Source organism: Vibrio comitans (assembly GCA_024346835.1).
Lineage (GTDB): Bacteria > Pseudomonadota > Gammaproteobacteria > Enterobacterales > Vibrionaceae > Vibrio > Vibrio comitans.
Genome location: AP024866.1, coordinates 362,203 through 380,238, shown reverse-complemented (window position 1 = coordinate 380,238; position 18,036 = coordinate 362,203). Strand labels below are relative to the sequence as shown.

General features: G+C 43.3%; 13 protein-coding genes. 8 read left to right on the top strand and 5 right to left on the bottom strand.

Translation table 11 applies throughout. The annotated features are described in order from the left end of the window. Positions 1-26: 26 nt before the first annotated feature. From glmS to OCU46_RS01770, 6 genes are all read left to right on the top strand, one after another. Positions 27-1,859: a glutamine--fructose-6-phosphate transaminase (isomerizing) gene (gene glmS / locus OCU46_RS01795; RefSeq protein WP_141273127.1), complete on the top strand. Its 1,833-nt coding sequence runs from the start codon at positions 27-29 to the stop codon at positions 1,857-1,859. A gap of 190 nt (positions 1,860-2,049) precedes the next feature. Continuing rightward, on the top strand, positions 2,050-2,244 hold the full coding sequence (locus OCU46_RS01790) for a hypothetical protein (protein ID WP_141273125.1): 195 nt from the start codon (positions 2,050-2,052) through the stop codon (positions 2,242-2,244). Between the two features lie 304 nt (positions 2,245-2,548). Beyond that, entirely contained in the window at positions 2,549-3,739 is a 1,191-nt protein-coding gene (locus tag OCU46_RS01785) for a XylR family transcriptional regulator (RefSeq protein WP_280176839.1), read from the top strand. Between the two features lie 398 nt (positions 3,740-4,137). Next, the gene (gene xylA / locus OCU46_RS01780) at positions 4,138-5,457 is read left to right on the top strand and encodes a xylose isomerase (RefSeq protein ID WP_337972451.1); all 1,320 of its coding nucleotides are present in this window, start codon (positions 4,138-4,140) and stop codon (positions 5,455-5,457) included. Positions 5,458-5,561: 104 nt separating this feature from the next. Continuing rightward, entirely contained in the window at positions 5,562-7,184 is a 1,623-nt protein-coding gene (locus OCU46_RS01775) for a glycoside hydrolase family 43 protein (RefSeq protein ID WP_141273707.1), read from the top strand. A 75-nt stretch (positions 7,185-7,259) separates the two neighbouring features. Further along, positions 7,260-8,309 (top strand): glycoside hydrolase family 43 protein, encoded by a 1,050-nt coding sequence (locus OCU46_RS01770; protein WP_141273705.1) that lies wholly within the window; start codon positions 7,260-7,262, stop codon positions 8,307-8,309. A 135-nt stretch (positions 8,310-8,444) separates the two neighbouring features. Here OCU46_RS01770 and OCU46_RS01765 read toward each other — a convergent pair whose 3' ends face one another. From OCU46_RS01765 to OCU46_RS01745, 5 genes are all read right to left on the bottom strand, one after another. Then, entirely contained in the window at positions 8,445-10,697 is a 2,253-nt protein-coding gene (locus tag OCU46_RS01765; RefSeq protein WP_141273703.1) for an endo-1,4-beta-xylanase, read from the bottom strand. A gap of 91 nt (positions 10,698-10,788) precedes the next feature. Beyond that, complete coding sequence (locus OCU46_RS01760) at positions 10,789-11,622, bottom strand: carbohydrate ABC transporter permease (RefSeq protein ID WP_141273700.1); 834 nt, start codon at positions 11,620-11,622, stop codon at positions 10,789-10,791. Continuing rightward, a complete protein-coding gene (locus tag OCU46_RS01755) occupies positions 11,619-12,596 on the bottom strand; it encodes a carbohydrate ABC transporter permease (RefSeq protein WP_141273698.1) in 978 nt (325 codons plus the stop codon). Before OCU46_RS01755 ends, OCU46_RS01760 begins: the two co-directional genes overlap by 4 nt. 58 nt (positions 12,597-12,654) lie before the next feature. Next, complete coding sequence (locus tag OCU46_RS01750; protein WP_141273696.1) at positions 12,655-13,908, bottom strand: extracellular solute-binding protein; 1,254 nt, start codon at positions 13,906-13,908, stop codon at positions 12,655-12,657. Positions 13,909-13,920: 12 nt separating this feature from the next. After that, positions 13,921-14,967: an ABC transporter ATP-binding protein gene (locus OCU46_RS01745; RefSeq protein WP_141273694.1), complete on the bottom strand. Its 1,047-nt coding sequence runs from the start codon at positions 14,965-14,967 to the stop codon at positions 13,921-13,923. Positions 14,968-15,412: 445 nt separating this feature from the next. On the opposite strand from OCU46_RS01745, the gene OCU46_RS01740 reads away from it, so the two are divergent. Together OCU46_RS01740 and xylA (OCU46_RS01735) are read left to right on the top strand one after the other, a co-directional pair. Then, positions 15,413-16,495: an ABC transporter ATP-binding protein gene (locus OCU46_RS01740; protein ID WP_141273692.1), complete on the top strand. Its 1,083-nt coding sequence runs from the start codon at positions 15,413-15,415 to the stop codon at positions 16,493-16,495. A gap of 187 nt (positions 16,496-16,682) precedes the next feature. Beyond that, positions 16,683-18,002 carry a xylose isomerase gene (gene xylA / locus OCU46_RS01735; RefSeq protein WP_337972450.1) on the top strand — a complete coding sequence of 440 codons (1,320 nt, stop codon included), beginning with the start codon at positions 16,683-16,685 and terminating at the stop codon, positions 18,000-18,002. Positions 18,003-18,036 lie beyond the last annotated feature (34 nt).

Genomic DNA, 18,036 nt, shown 5'->3' with positions numbered 1-18,036 from the left:
AGCATAGACAAATCGGAGAATAAAACATGTGTGGAATTGTTGGTGCAGTAGCACAGCGTGATGTAGCAGAAATCCTTGTAGAAGGCCTTCGTCGTCTTGAATACCGCGGTTACGACTCAGCTGGTGTTGCTGTCGTAGACGCAGAGTCAAACCTAACTCGTGTTCGCCGCTTAGGTAAAGTTCAAGAACTTGCAGACGCTGTAGATGCACAAAACGTTCTAGGCGGTACAGGTATCGCACACACTCGCTGGGCAACTCATGGCGAGCCAAGTGAAGTAAACGCACACCCTCATATGTCTGGTGACATTGCTGTTGTGCACAATGGCATCATCGAAAACCACGAGGAACTACGTGAGCTATTAGTTGGCCGTGGCTATGTATTTACTTCTCAAACAGATACTGAAGTTATTGCTCACCTAGTTGAGTGGGAACTAAGAACATCAGCGTCTTTAGTTGAAGCTCTTCAAAAAACAGCTAAACAACTTGATGGTGCTTACGGCACGGTAGTGGTTGATCGCAAAGACCCTAGCCGTATTGTTGTAGCTCGCTCTGGTAGCCCAATTGTTATCGGTTTAGGTGTAGGTGAGAACTTCCTTGCATCAGATCAGCTAGCACTGCTTAACGTAACTCGCCGCTTCATCTATCTAGAAGAAGGTGATATCGCAGAGATCACACGTCGCGACGTATCTATCTTTGATGCAGAAGGTAATTCAGTTGAGCGTGAAGAGCACGAATCTAACGCTGAGCACGATGCTGGTGATAAAGGTAAATACCGTCACTTCATGCAAAAAGAGATCTTCGAGCAACCTACAGCGCTAATCAGCACAATGGAAGGTCGTATCTCTGCAGATTCAGTTATCACTAACGCTATCGGCGTTAAAGCAGAAGAAATCCTTAGCAAGGTTGAACACGTTCAGATCATTGCATGTGGTACGTCTTACAACTCAGGTATGGCAGCTCGTTACTGGTTCGAATCTATTGCAGGCGTAAGCTGTGACGTAGAAATCGCATCAGAATTCCGCTACCGCAAATTTGTAACTCGTCCAAACAGCCTACTTGTGACTCTTTCTCAGTCAGGTGAAACTGCCGATACACTCGCTGCACTTCGTCTTGCAAAAGAAAAAGGTTACATGGCGGCAATGACCATTTGTAACGTAGCAGGCTCTTCACTTGTTCGTGAATCTGATTTTGCCTTTATGACTCGCGCAGGAACAGAGATCGGTGTTGCTTCAACAAAAGCATTTACCACTCAACTTGCAGCAATGTTAATGATGGTTGTATCTATTGGTCGCCTGCAAGGTCGCGTAGATTCAGCACGTGAAGCAGAGATTGTTCAAGCTCTACATGAGCTACCAACTGCGATTGAAAAAGCCCTAGCGTTTGATAAAGAAATCGAAGCTCTAGCACCTGATTTTGCTGACAAGCACCATACACTGTTCCTAGGCCGCGGTGAGTACTACCCAATTGCGATGGAAGCGTCTCTTAAACTAAAAGAGATCTCTTACATTCATGCTGAAGCTTATGCTGCAGGTGAGTTGAAGCACGGTCCTCTTGCTCTAATTGATGCAGATATGCCTGTAGTGGTTATCGCACCAAACAACGAACTTCTTGAGAAGCTGAAGTCTAACGTTGAAGAAGTACGTGCACGTGGTGGTCTGCTGTATGTATTTGCAGACGAAAAAGCGGGCTTTGAAAGTGATGAAAACATGAAGATCATCAAGATGCCTCATGTAAATGAAATTACAGCACCTATCTTCTACACGGTTCCAATGCAATTGCTGTCATACCATGTAGCATTGATCAAAGGTACCGACGTAGACCAACCTCGTAACCTAGCAAAAGCGGTTACCGTTGAATAAAGCTATATCTTTCTGTTTTTAAAGGGGCCTTTGGGCCCTTTTTTGTTTTTGCTGATAGTGCTAAAGCAAGAAAGATGAAACACAAAAACTAATCTTGTGGGACAAGTACACTAATCCACAAAACCATAGTCACGCAATTGCATAATTTAGTCTAATATTTAACCATCAAATATTGACTGGATGAATTGATATGCAAATCGAGGAAACACAAAGCTTCATCCAACCTCTAAAAGACACCTTAGCTGACTTCTTCTTTTACTTAGCTATCATTTGGGGTGCAGTAATGATCCTTGGGTATGCTCTTCTGATCCTAAAACGCCATTTAGAAGTAATTAAAGAGCAAAAAATCATGCACAATAGGCATGATACATCACATCATAAATAACAATTAATATTGCACTAGATAACATTATTAATAAACATTACCTTCCTATTCTTACTCTTCATAATTGTTATGACTTAGTTGGTTATTTGTTTTAATTATTGATGAGGTAGAACACTGTATTACACTAAATTTCATCCAATAGATTATTGCAATTAAATTTCGTTCATTATGATTTTTCGTATCACGTTTATTATATTCATCGAATGAGTTTAAGATCACAACATCGTATTGACTGAGTGTATGAGTATGCACTCTGCTGTTAGACTCATGCGACTTCGTTTTGACTCTATGGCTTATTGTTATTATGGATAGGAAATATCGAATAAACTTGCTATTCAATGCAAATAAGGTTTATGACCGACAAGTAATTGAGGGCATTGGTGAGTACTTACAGGCAACTCAGTGTGACTGGGATATTTTTCTAGAAGAGGACTTTACGACTCACTTGGAGAATGTTCAAGCTTGGCAAGGTGATGGCATCATCGCTGATTTTGACAACCCTGAGATAGAACGTCTACTTTCGAATTCAGACATACCTGTTGTGGGCGTGGGTGGTTCTTACGAGTCTGAAAATGATTATCCCGACGTCCCTTATGTAGCTACAGATAACCAAGCCTTGGTGGAGATGGCATTCCAACACTTAAAAGGCAAAGGGCTACAAAATTTTGCTTTCTATGGCATCCCTGATGCTCCTTGTCGCCGCTGGGCAGGAGAAAGAGAGAAAGCATTTAAAAACATTGTTACTCGCGAAGGTTATGCTAGCGCAATATTTCGTGGTAATGAGACTTCATCAGACAGTTGGCAATATGATATGAACCGTCTTGCCGACTGGCTACAAAGGCTTCCAACTCCAACTGGAATTATTGCTGTAACTGACTCTAGAGCTAGGCATTTACTGCAGGTATGCAGCCATTTAAACATCATGGTTCCTGATAAGGTTGCCGTGATTGGCATCGACAATGAAGAAGTAACTCGTTATCTCACAAGAGTATCTCTTAGCTCTGTAGCTCAAGGCAGTAAAGAGATGGGCTATCGTGCAGCTAAGATGCTTCACAACATTTTAGACACCCAAGCAAACTCAGAAAATGAATCTCTAGTTCCTACAGCAAGACCTAGAGTCATGATACCGCCATCAATGGTGTATGAGCGTCAGAGCACCGATTATCAAGCCTTAAATGACCCTTATGTTATTCAGGCAATGCACTTTATTCGACACAATGCCTGTAAAGGAATCAAAGTCGATCAAGTACTAAGCTACGTCGGTATTTCTCGTTCAAATATGGAAGTAAGGTTTAAAGAGGCAAGAGGGCACTCTATTCACCAGGAGATTCACAACTCCAAACTGAAGAGAGCTTGCAACCTACTCACTAGTACCTCACTCTCAATCAATGATATCGCTGAGGTGTGTGGCTACCCGTCGTTACAGTACATGTACACGGTATTTAAAAAGAACTTTGAAATGACACCTAAAGATTTTAGAGAAAAATCTGCCTAAAAAAGTTAAAGCTAGTTCATATTAAAAAGCCCCGTTATAAATACGGGGCTTTTATTAATTAAAGCTCTTACTTGGGGGTGAGCTTATTATAAATAATCAATCAGAAATTAGATTTACTAATCATGTTAGATAGTAGTAAATAGGCAACTATTTAAAATTACTCTTATTAGCAACTTGATTATGCAATCTGGTTTATGTGATATGCATCTGAAAACTGGCTATCACTGTTCAATAACCCAGCATAAATAGCGACAAAAAGTGTTTTCATTTCCTGAATGAGACTTGTCGCACAAATAACAAATACATGAATTTTAGTACTAAAAATCGTAATTGAAGGAATGAGATAAAAAGTAAATTATGACTATCGAAGCCTGTTACTCATTTTGGATATTACGATTATGACCGAATTCTTTAAAAACATTAATAAAATTAAATTTGAAGGCACCGAGTCTTCAAACCCACTTGCTTTCCGCCACTATGACGCCGACAAAATGGTACTGGGCAAAAGCATGAAAGAGCACCTGCGATTTGCAGCATGCTACTGGCACAACTTCTGCTGGGCTGGCTCGGACGTATTCGGCGCTGGCACTTACGACCGTCCATGGCTAAAAAGCAATGATGCGATGGAAGTGGCTCGTATGAAGGCTGACCACGCATTCGACTTCTTCTCAAAATTGACCGTACCTTACTACTGCTTCCACGACACTGATGTCGCTCCTGAAGGTAACTCTATCAAAGAGTACATCAACAACTTCCAGACTATGGTTGACGTGCTAGAGCAGAAACAAGCCGAAACCGGCACTAAGCTACTTTGGGGTACAGCAAACGCATTCTCAAACCCTCGTTACATGTCTGGTGCAGGCACTAACCCTGACCCGAAAGTATTTGCTTATGCTGCGACTCAAATCTTCAACGCTATGGGCGCAACCAAGCGTCTAGGTGGTGAAAACTACGTACTTTGGGGTGGTCGTGAAGGCTACGAAACACTACTTAACACTGACTTGCGCCAAGAGCGTGAGCAACTTGGTCGCCTAATGCAAATGGTGGTTGAGCACAAACATAAGATTGGCTTTAACGGCACTATCTTGATTGAGCCTAAGCCACAAGAGCCGACTAAACATCAGTACGACTACGATACAGCAACCGTGTATGGCTTCTTGAAGCAATACGGCCTAGAAGATGAAATCAAGGTAAACATCGAAGCAAATCACGCCACTCTTGCAGGGCACAGCTTCCACCATGAAGTGGCAACAGCGACTTCTCTAGGCCTATTCGGCTCTATCGATGCGAACCGTGGTGATGCTCAGCTAGGTTGGGATACTGACCAGTTCCCTAACAGCGTTGAAGAAAACACGCTTGTGATGTACGAAATCCTTAAAGCTGGTGGCTTCACCACTGGTGGTTTTAACTTTGATGCTCGCCTTCGTCGTCCATCTATCGATGCTGAAGACCTATTCCACGGCCATATTGGCGGTATGGATGTTATGGCGAAATCTCTAGAAAATGCAGCCGCTATGCTAGAGAACGACGTGCTAGGCAAGCTCACTTCTGAGCGCTACGCTGGCTGGAATGACGACCTAGGTAAGAAAATCCTAAGCGGTGAAATGAACCTTGAGCAAGTGGCTAAGTTTGCTCAAGAGAAAAACATTGCACCTAAGATGGCATCGGGTCGCCAAGAGCATCTAGAGAACATCGTTAACGGCTTTATATTTAAATAACAAAGCGATACGTTAACCAATCGAGCCCGAGCGCCATATACATTAAGGTTCTCGGGCTTTTTAATTAACAAGCTCTCAGTAAACTACAACAATAAGAAATGACAATGACACATGTAATCCAAAACCCAATACTTAAAGGCTTTAATCCCGATCCTTCCATAGTTCGAGTTGGCGATGATTATTACATTGCGACTTCAACATTCGAGTGGTTTCCTGGTATTCAAATTCACCACTCTAAAGACCTAGTTAATTGGCGTCTTGCCGGGCATGTTCTCACGCGCACCTCGCAATTAGACATGAAAGGCATGGATAATTCTGAGGGCGTCTATGCCCCTACCCTTACCTATGCTGATGGTCAGTTTTGGGTATGCTTTTCCAACGTGCACTCATGTCGAGGCGGAAACTGGATGGCGACCCCTTGCTTTGTGGTTACCGCAGAGAATATCGAAGGTCCATGGAGCGAGCCTATCTCTATCGGCAACTATGGCTTTGACCCTTCGCTGTTTCACGACGACGACGGTAAGAAATACATGGTCAACATGGTGTGGGATGGCAGACAAAAAACGAATTTCTTTGGTGGCATTGTTGTTCAAGAATTTGATGTAGAAACACAGTCTCTAATTGGAAAGCCACACAATGTATTCAAAGGTACCAAACTCGGCTGTACTGAGGGACCACAAATTCTCAAGAAAGATGGCTACTACTATCTGATTACCGCAGAAGGTGGCACATCTCGTGACCATGCTGTCACTGTCTGTCGTTCAGAAAACATATTAGGGCCTTACGAGGTTCATCCTGAAAACCCAATCCTAACGACACGCTTTCAAGAAAACGCTCCCCTTGAACGAGCTGGACATGGTTTCTTTGTAGAGACTCAAAATGGCGAGTGGTACCTGAGTCATCTGTGTAGCAGACGAATTCCAAATCCAGAAGGCTATCAATTCATACCCGATTATGACAATGGCTATTCAATTCTTGGACGTGAATCTGCGATTCAAAAAGCACACTGGCAAGAGGGGTGGCCTTATGTCACTTCAGGTCGAATCCCCGCTCTAGAAGTAGAAGCCCCAGATCTTCAGCCACATCCTTGGCCAAGTAAGCCAAATCGCGACAACTTCGAGAGCACGACACTTGCAGTTGATTATCAAACACTAAGAGAGCCTGCGGACGAGTCTTGGCTGTCTCTAACTGAGCGCCCGGGATATTTAAGACTGAAAGGTCGCCACTATCTCTCATCAAGATACGAACAAAGCATGCTAGCACGCCGTTTTCAGGCTTTTTATTGCACTGTAGAAACCAAGCTAGAATTTGCACCTGAGACGCCTTACGAGATGGCAGGATTGTGCGCCTACTATTCGCGCAATGGTCACTACTTCCTGAAAATGAGCGCGGATGATGAAGGAAATCGACTGCTACAAATTGCCGGAAACATTAATGATGTGTATGGGGAATATTCCGAAGAAGTCTTCATTGGTGATGCAGACTCTGTATTTATGCGTCTCGAGCTCGATCGCCAGTGGTATCGCTTCAGTTATTCATTAGACGGTCAAACTTGGCAGCCTATAGGCCCTCCCCTAAACAGCACACCGCTATCAGATGAAGGTGGTCCAGATATCTTCCGCTTCACTGGCAGCTTTGCTGCCCTGTTTTCCGCTGATATTCGCGGACAAAAACGTGCAGCCGATTTTGCATATTTCGACTATGTCGAACATCAAGATAAGCAATAAGACAAATGATAAGCACATCGCCCAATCTGGTGATGTGCTGTGACAAGATTAAATGACTATTTGAGTGAGAATATTATGAATGACACAACAGCAACCGAACTGAGTGATGCAGAAAAAGTAACGGCTCGCGATCTTGAGCGTGCGAGCTCACTGAAACCAATCTCTTCTCCATTGGTTACTCACATGTACACTGCCGATCCCTCTGCGCATGTATTTAATGGCAAGATCTACATCTATCCATCGCATGACATCGAAACGGATCAACCTTTAAACGATAATGGCGATCACTTTGATATGCGTGATTACCATGTGATCTCACTTGATCGACCTTTTGGTAAGGCAACGGACCACGGCAACGCGTTAGACGTTAAAGACGTTAAGTGGGCAGAGCGTCAAATGTGGGCACCAGATGCGGCAGAGAAAGACGGCAAATACTACCTATACTTCCCTGCGAAAAATGCACAAGGCATTTTTCATATCGGTGTTGCCGTTGGCGAGCAGCCTGAAGGTCCATTTGTTCCTGAAGAAACGCATATTCAAGGCTCATACAGTATCGATCCTGCAGTGTTCCAAGATGAGGACAACCAATACTACCTTTATATCGGCGGACTTTGGGGTGGCCAACTACAGAACTGGCGTGATAATGAATATGGTGAAGAGATCTTTCCACAAGATCACGAGCCAGCCCTTTTACCTAAGGTAGCTAAACTTGCAGACAACATGATTGATCTTGCTGAGACACCTCGTGATATAGAGATCCTTGATGAGAATGGAGAACTGCTTTTAGCAGGAGATACCGACCGTCGTTACTTTGAGGGCCCGTGGCTACACAAACACAACGATACCTATTACTTCTCATACTCTACCGGCGATACCCACAAAATAGTGTACGCCACCAGCCAATCGCCATATGGTCCATTTACGTACCAGGGTGTTATTTTAGAGCCAGTTCTTGGCTGGACCACTCACCACTCAATTGCTGAGTATGAAGGTAAGTGGTACTTGTTCTACCATGACAGCACGTTATCTGGAGGCCAAACACACCTTCGCAATATCAAGATGGCAGAGCTCACGCATAACGAAGACGGCAGTATTCAAACCATTACACCTTATCTCGATATCTAAGAATAAGGTACCAACTCCCATTAAGCGCACACCATAACGGTGTGCGTTTTTTTCCTTCTTTTCTCAATTTAACAACGAAAAAGAGGTGACCTAAGCCACCTCTATCCTGATATCGATTTCTAAATCCTAACCAATCTAGCGCAAAGTTATCCTAGTTAGCTCCTCACCAAGATATGACATGTTACTACCCGGTACTGGATAGAGTTGGTATTTACGCCCCTCTCCGTCGTTATCTGAAAGGGCGATATTCCACTGAATGCTTTCGCCATCTTTTAGCCCTGAATCAAGTTCAATGGCAAACAACAATTGTGTGCCCTCCTCGTTCCATTGCGCTTGATAACCAAGTGCATAGTTAGCTGGCTCAAAACCTTCTCCAACTACAGTTCTAAATTGCGTCATATCCTTATCGCCATGTTGCACAAATACCTCTACGTTATCATTTTCGTAGCTTTGTTCAGCTCCAGTAAAGGTCACATCGTCTTGTCGTTCAACAACTCCGTACAACCATTTACCATGCACCCCAACCTGCCACGAGCCAGATATATCGGCATCATCAAAACTCATGTCTCTTTGATTTAGCTGATTAAAAGCAAATGAGTAACGATAGGCATTTTCCCAAACAGCGTCATCCGCGCTGCTTGGTGCGTTATTTAACTGGTTCATGGAGAAAGTCGGTGGTGTCGAAATTGGATTGGGTGACACAACAGCATTCTGTCCGTTCATGAACAACTCACCAAACTCCTCACCCTGCCAACCTACGTTGTTACCGGTTAGTGGGTAAAGCTGAGCTTTGCGATTACCATCGTCCGTATCGTTGTCATTATCCGATAGTGCAATATTAAAGCCTACCGTCTCCCCAACTAGGTCTTCAAAATCTTCAAATTCAATAACAAAGTCAAATACCTGACCGTCTTTACTCCAAGTTCCCTTTGCTTTTCCTGGGAAACCTAGCGGAGCAAAATCTTGGCCTACCACTGAACGGAATTGCCAATATTGTTCACCAAGTCGAATGAACACCTCAACATTGTCATTCTCATGAACAAGGCTATGGTTGGTCACCGTTGTCTCGTCTGAGCGAATAACTTGGCCTATTAGCTTATTCTTGTAATAGCCCACACCCCATTTACCACTCACCGTCTCAGAATTAGGCAACCTTTGGTCTTTGCCACTAAGTTGGTTGTACACAAATGGGTAATAGACGATAGCTTCAGCATTCAATGATTCTGACGACAGAGGCTTGGCATTAAATGGAGAAACATGACGCTTAGCGTTACTTAGGTCTGTAATTGGTTCATAACCAAAGTTTCCTGTTACAGCATCCACCAGCACATCTTGCACCGCTATATATGCAGGTTTTGCTCTATAGTCTTTATCCAACATCAAGGCTCTACCGTAACCCTCAAACCACGATGGAACCCATGAGTACTTATCGGTCAGCCCCCAGGTGGTGTACATATCTACTTCTGGATAATAAGCAGCAAGCTTCATTAAGGTCTCATAGTGCTTGGCTTGATCATTAAGCCCGGCCTGACCGTCACTGTCTCGCATACGCACATCAATCTCAGTAAAGTGTGTATCCAGCCCGATCTCGGAGAAGCGCTCAATATTGCGAGCAATAGATGCCTCACCAATTGGGTATTCACTCATTAAGTGTAGCTGTGTGCCCACCCCATGAATCGGCACGCCTTTATCCAGTAAGGCCTTTAAGTGGCGGTATACAGCATTGGATTTAGGGCCCATAGCTTCTGTGGAATAATCGTTATAAAACAGCACAGCATCAGGATCGGCTTCATGCGCCCACCTAAAGGCCATCTCGATGTACTCTTCACCTAACACTTGATACCAAAGCGTTTCTCTAAAGGTACCATTGTCATTGAAGGCTTCGTTGACAACATCCCAGTATGCTACTCGCCCTTTATAGTGACCGACCACCGTCTTGATATGTTGCTCAAGTACCTCGCTTAACTCTTGTTTGGTCCACTCAGTTTCTTCTAACCATTTAGGGTTTTGGATATGCCAAACAAGGGCATGTCCTTTCACGACCATGTCATGTTCCTGCGCAAACTCAACAAGTTGGTCTGCCTTACTAAAATCGAACTGACCACGCTGAGGCTGAACATAACTAAACTTCATCTCATTCTCTGGTGTGATCTGCGAGAAGTCGCGGATCAACACCTGACGAAATAAAGGATCTTCTAAGTGACGCGTCTCTACGGCAGCGCCTATCGCAAGGTTGATTTGGTCAGCTAAAGATTTAAGAGGCATACCCGGAAGTTCACCCGGTTTAGCCATAGCCGGTGTGGTTTCTTGAGTTGGCTGGTTTGTTTGTTCGGCGGAGCAAGCTGAGAGTAATGCGAAACAGAGTGAAGGGAAAAGTAACTTTCTCATCTTTATTTCCTTTTTTAAGATGCAATTACACAACTGGATGCCTCAGTAGCATCCAGTGTGTTGTTGTCATCAAATAGTTAGAATGTAGGGTTTATCCTTTAACTGCACCAGAGGTAAGTCCGTCGATAAGTCGACGTGATGCCAATATAAATAGAATAAGTAGTGGTAATACTGCGATGGCAGCACCAATAGAGACTGCGCCCCAAGGCACTTGTCCCGTGCCCTGCAGGGCACGTAGAGCTAGCGGTACCGTGAACATTTTCATGTCGTTCATTACTACCAAAGGTCCCATGAAGTTGTTCCATGTTCCGATGAAGGTAATCAAACCTAGAGTACCGAATGCTGGGGTAATAAGAGGCACGATAACTCGGTAATAGATCTTAAACTCACCACAGCCATCCATGCGCGCCGCTTCAACTAGCTCTTTAGGGATAGAGCTTGAAATAAACTGGCGCATCATGAAGATCCCCATCGCTCCACAAGCTGCTGGGATAATCAGTGCTTTAGGATCGTTCATCCAACCGATAGTCGACATGATCATTGCTGTTGGGATCATTCCTAGGAATGGAGGCAATAACATGGTCGCCATAATGCCCACGAACAGTGTGTTCTTAAATTTAAAATCAAACATCGCAAACGCATATCCTGCCAACGAACAGAATAATAAGTTTAAGAAGGTCACTACAATTGCTATGTATAAACTCAAGCCTAAGTTGTGCCAGAAATACGGTAGAAACTCTAACAGGGTATTAAAGTTTTCTAGCAGGTAGTCACCCAATCCAATCGGAGGCGGTACTGATAAAATGCCTGCGTTTGAGTGCGATGAAAATATAAACATGAAGTAGAACGGAGCAATCATAATTAATGCTCCAACGGCCACAAAACCGTAGGCAATGAGTTTGTCTTTTCCTATTGCTTTTCTCATTGGTTGTTCCCACCTAATAGTTTGTTATTTACTAGCGTCAATCCTGCGATGATCATGAATAGTATCCAGGAGATAGCCGATGCTGTACCAAAGTCACTCTCAACAAATGCCGTAATGTACATGTGCATTGCCGCAGTCTTACCCGCTTGCTCTAGACCACCTGTACCACCAGTGATAATGAACGGTTCTTCAAACAACTGCAGGTTACCGATAATGGTCAAGGTAACGGCAAAGAAAGCCATAGGTTTTAGCATTGGCAAAGTAATATGCCAGAATTGCTGATAACGATTAGCACCATCGATAATGGCCGCTTCATAGATGTCTTTCGGAATCGTCTGTAATGCAGACAAGTAAAGCACGGTATTCCAGCCAACAAATCGCCAGAAGACCACAAATGAAATCATATCCTTGGTATAAGCGGGTTTAGCCCAGTCAATATTCTCTGTAGGGAAGATCCACGCCAGGACTTTAATATCCCCAATGGTAAAGTTACCGAGAGAGGTTAAAACTTGGTTGATCATGCCGAAGTCTCGAGAGAACAGCGTCGTGAAAACCAAAGATATCGCCACGGTTGAAGTGATGTAAGGTACAAAGTAAATACCGATAACCGTGTTACGCATTCTCATGAAACTGGTATGAATAAAGAATGCTAAAGGCAGTGCAACTGCGTGTTGTGGAATACCTGATTTAAGAGCAATAACAAAGGTATTGTAAATAGACGTTTGGAACCATTCATCTTGCAAAGCGAATACATAGTTCTCAATACCTACCCATTCCATAGAGGCTAAACCTGCTGCAGGCTCCCAATAGTGGAATGACAAATACAAAGAAAATAACAGTGGAAATAATCCAAATACGCCAAAAATCACAAAGAATGGCATCACAAATACATATGGAGCAATCTTGTTGCCTTTGCGAAGCCAGAAGCGACCTTTTTGTGACGAAGTAGGATTGGCAGCTAATAAAGAACTCATAATCTTATCCTAACTAAAAAAGAGTGGGTTAGGGCTAACGCCCTAACCCGGGCGTTATTTAACGACGACGTGCACGTCGTTTGATTTGTTTCTCAGCTTCCGCTAGTACCGTGTCGATATCAGCGTCTTTTTCTAACACTTGCTCTAGGGCATCATTGATAACCTGACGAGCAACTTCGTCATAACGATCAGCAACACGCGCTGGAACTTTTTCTGACGCAGCACGCCAGATCAAGCGAGCTTTTTGGCCGCCTAGGTAAGGTACCTCTTCATTGAAAAATTCTGCTGAATGAACTGATGTCAAAGCAGGGAAAGCGTTGATTTCTTCAAAGCCAAGCATTTGCACTTCAGTGTTAGTTGCCATGAACTCAATGAATGTCCATGCTGCTTCTTTGTTTTTCGCTTTTTTAGGAATACCGTAGAAAGAACCGCCCCAACTTGCATAAGCACCTGCTGGAAGCTGCGCTGTGCGCCACTTACCGACTTCTTCTGGTGCAATCCAGTCTTGCAAGTGCCCACCTAGCCAAGCACCCATCATTTGCGATGCGATGGTTCCGCGACGAAGGCCTTCTGTCCACTCGTTTGACCAAGCTCCAACTTCAGCATCGATTCCTGCATCACGCGCTTTTTTCGCTAGACGGAACGCTTCTTTAAAGCGTGGTGAGTTAACTAGAATGTTGTGATCTCTGTCGAAGTAAACACCTTCGCCATCTTTAAGGTTGGCACGGATGTAAATGTCTTTAATATCAACAGCATTGGCTAGCATGTAACTGCCAGTCGCTTCTTTAACCTTAATCCCTGCTTCAATGAAGGAATCCCAATCTTTAAGAAGCTCTTCTTCAGTTACACCCGCTTCATCAAGGATGTCTTTGCGATAAAAGGTTGCACCTGGGCCAATATCTGCTGGAACACCAGATAGAACACCTTTTGAGTTAGTACCTTGCGCAACAGCATAAGGCACTAATTGATCGGTTAATTTAGCTGCGTTGTATTGAGGCGCATTAAGATCTTCTAAACCGCCACCCTCAATGAAACGTCCTACATAGGCATACTCTATACCCATAACATCAGGAACGTTTGCACCAGTCGCTAGTGCTGTGGTCATCGCATTGTGGTGATCGCCATAAGCCAATGTCACAACCTTTACTTTAATATTTGGATATTGCTTCTCAAATAGAGGAACAGCAGCTTCCGCCACTTGGTTAAAGTTTGGGAAAGAGGCAACACTAAGTTCCACTGTCTCTGCTTGCGCATAGCCCGCAACGGCGGATGCTATGGCAATAGACATTACCTTGAGGTTTAGCTTTTTCATTTTTTTTCCTTTTTATAGTAGGGTAATGTTTTGATTTTCATCGAAATAATGAACATTTCGAGAATCAAAGAACACGTTAATACGCTCGTCTATTTCTTCTTCTTGATATGGCGTTTCAATGGTGACCCGCTTTGAACCCAGCAAGCCGTTGACATGAATAACAGAGCCCAAGACTTCATGCCCGATCACATCTATCTCAGCAGAGCAACGATGAGTAACGTCAATGTCGTTTTCAGTCAGAGTGAAGTCTTGTGGACGAATACCAATAGACTCGATGCTACTGGTATCAATAGAAGTTGGCAGGCGGCTTACAAACTCGTTCTCAGTAGAAGGCAGAATGTTGATTTCAGGGCTACCAATGAATTTGGCTACAAACTTAGTGCGAGGTTTCTCAAATATCTCTTTAGGCGTCCCAACCTGTTCGATAACACCATTATTAAGAATCACAATGCGATCAGCTAAAGTCATTGCTTCAACCTGATCGTGTGTTACATAGATAACTGTGGTTTGCACACGCTTGTGTAGAGCCTTAATTTCTTTACGCATCGCTCCACGTAATTTGGCATCTAAGTTAGACAGTGGCTCATCAAATAGGAAGACTTCAGGCGTACGAACCATCGCACGTCCCATCGCTACACGTTGACGCTGACCACCCGATAGATCTTTTGGCTTTCTGTCCAGCAGAGGAGTCAACTCCAGAACCTCTGCTACTTCAGCAACCATCTCTTTACGCTTAGCTTTATCTACCTTCATGTTTTCTAGAGCAAAACCAATGTTTTCTTCTACTGACATGTGTGGATAAAGGGCATAGCTTTGAAATACCATTGCGATATTTCGCTCGATTGGGTGTAGGTCATTGACGAGTAAGTCATCAATGTAGATTTCGCCGTCACTGATGTCTTCTAGACCTGCTAGCATTCTTAGAGTGGTTGATTTTCCGCAACCAGAAGGCCCTAACAGAACCACAAACTCACCATGCTTAATATCTAGATCAACGCCCTTTACTACTTCCGTATCGCCGTAGGATTTTTTTAAATTATTAAATTTTACAGATGCCATTTACATCACCTAAGAGTAATAAACCTTCAAAATTTGCTGTCATTCATACTGTGAAATAATAAGCTCATCAGCAATTGTGAAATTTCATATCAAATTTATTCTTTTTATTTGTAGGCTATGTTTATCTCAATAATTAGCTATTGCTCACATTTACAATTACCTTGCAGCGCATCGTATTGACGAAAACGATTTATTTAGTAGGAAGGCCAAAATCACTAATGAAATTGGAATATTTAGAGCTAGATCAAATTCTAATTTATTTGGGTTTTATATGTGAACTTCGTCACTTAATTTATTATTTCCATGCTAAATAACCTAGAGATGTGATCATTCGCAAATTAGTCAAATAACTTAAAGTCAGTAATAAATTTCATAATTGAGCCAATGGATAAAACTGATTCATGATAAGGCAAGTGATTCATCCTTTTGGACTTAGGTAGAGACAATGGCAACTGTAGAGTTTAGAGGCGTAGACAAGATTTACTCCGGAGACACACACGTAGTAAAGGACTTCAATCTTGAGATTGAAGATGGAGAATTTGTTGTTTTACTAGGGCCTTCAGGCTGTGGTAAATCCACCACCCTAAGAATGTTGGCTGGCCTAGAGGATATTAGCAATGGTGAGGTTATCATTGATGATAAGGTGGTTAATGACCTTAATCCAAAGGATAGAAATATCGCAATGGTATTTCAAAGCTATGCGCTCTACCCTCACATGACTGTGGCTGAAAACATTGGATTCTCCCTTAAAATGGCAGGCATTGATAAGAAAGAGATCGAGCAACAGGTTCGCCGTGTCTCTGATATGTTGCAGTTAACCCCGCTACTGAATAGAAAGCCTAGAGCATTGTCTGGCGGTCAACGTCAGCGTGTTGCTATGGGGCGCGCAATGGTCCGTACGCCAGAGGTGTTCTTGTTTGATGAGCCACTATCAAACCTAGATGCTAAATTGCGAAATACCATGCGTACCGAATTAAAAGAGCTACATAAAAAGCATAAAAAAACCACGGTTTATGTTACTCACGATCAAATAGAAGCGATGACCTTAGCTGACAAGGTTGTTATTTTACGTGATGGATTAATCGAGCAGGTAGGAACCCCAAAAGAGATTTTCCACAAACCTGCAAACCAATTTGTCGCTACCTTTATTGGCAGTCCAACCATGAATATGTTACCTGTGAATATTCATAAAAAGGATGAGCAATGGGAACTCAGTGTAGAGGATACCAACTATCTACTTTCAGAGGCCTATCATAACTCTTCAATCCAAGAAGGCCCTGCAACCCTAGGTATCAGACCATCGGATATCAGCAGCGAAGAAAGTGACAACTCAATTCCCATCGAGTTGTTTGTTGAAACGACTGAGTTGCTAGGTGCAACGGTACAAATAAACGGTAACTATCAAGATGTAAATGTTGTTATTGAAGTTGATTCTGATAAAAGTGTGTCAGCTAATAGAATGCACCGATTCTATATAGATAGAAATAGAATGCACATCTTTAACTGCAATGGAAAAGCTTTAATTTAGCCTTCCCATTTAATTAAAAAACAACCGCAGTGATAATTAAATCACTGCGGTTGTTTTGCTGTTATAAATAACAGTAAAACAATAATAAATTACCTAAACAACAAATAAGATTTCATAATTGTAATTAAAACGCTGAACATTGATTATTGAATTCGAAGATTAATCCTAATAACTGGGTACCAAAATCATGACCGAATTCTTTAAAAACATCGATACTATTAAGTTTGAAGGTTCTAACTCTTCAAACCCACTTGCTTTCCGCCACTATGACGCCGACAAAATGGTACTGGGCAAAAGCATGAAAGAGCACCTGCGATTTGCAGCATGCTACTGGCACAACTTCTGCTGGGCTGGCTCGGACGTATTCGGCGCTGGCACTTACGACCGTCCATGGCTAAAAAGCAATGATGCGATGGAAGTGGCTCGTATGAAGGCTGACCACGCATTCGACTTCTTCTCAAAATTGACCGTACCTTACTACTGCTTCCACGACACTGATGTCGCTCCTGAAGGTAACTCTATCAAAGAGTACATCAACAACTTCCAGACTATGGTTGACGTGCTAGAGCAGAAACAAGCCGAAACCGGCACTAAGCTACTTTGGGGTACAGCAAACGCATTCTCAAACCCTCGTTACATGTCTGGTGCAGGCACTAACCCTGACCCGAAAGTATTTGCTTATGCTGCGACTCAAATCTTCAACGCTATGGGCGCAACCAAGCGTCTAGGTGGTGAAAACTACGTACTTTGGGGTGGTCGTGAAGGCTACGAAACACTACTTAACACTGACTTGCGCCAAGAGCGTGAGCAACTTGGTCGCCTAATGCAAATGGTGGTTGAGCACAAACATAAGATTGGCTTTAACGGCACTATCTTGATTGAGCCTAAGCCACAAGAGCCGACTAAACATCAGTACGACTACGATACAGCAACCGTGTATGGCTTCTTGAAGCAATACGGCCTAGAAGATGAAATCAAGGTAAACATCGAAGCAAATCACGCCACTCTTGCAGGGCACAGCTTCCACCATGAAGTGGCAACAGCGACTTCTCTAGGCCTATTCGGCTCTATCGATGCGAACCGTGGTGATGCTCAGCTAGGTTGGGATACTGACCAGTTCCCTAACAGCGTTGAAGAAAACACGCTTGTGATGTACGAAATCCTTAAAGCTGGTGGCTTCACCACTGGTGGTTTTAACTTTGATGCTCGCCTTCGTCGTCCATCTATCGATGCTGAAGACCTATTCCACGGCCATATTGGCGGTATGGATGTTATGGCGAAATCTCTAGAAAATGCAGCCGCTATGCTAGAGAACGACGTGCTAGGCAAGCTCACTTCTGAGCGCTACGCAGGCTGGAATGACGACCTAGGTAAGAAAATCCTAAGCGGTGAAATGAACCTTGAGCAAGTGGCTAAGTTTGCTCAAGAGAAAAACATTGCACCTAAGATGGTATCGGGTCGCCAAGAGCATCTAGAGAACATCGTTAACCAGTTTATCTTCAAGTAAAGCTAAAGGTGCCAGTGATTGCTCACTGGCACCT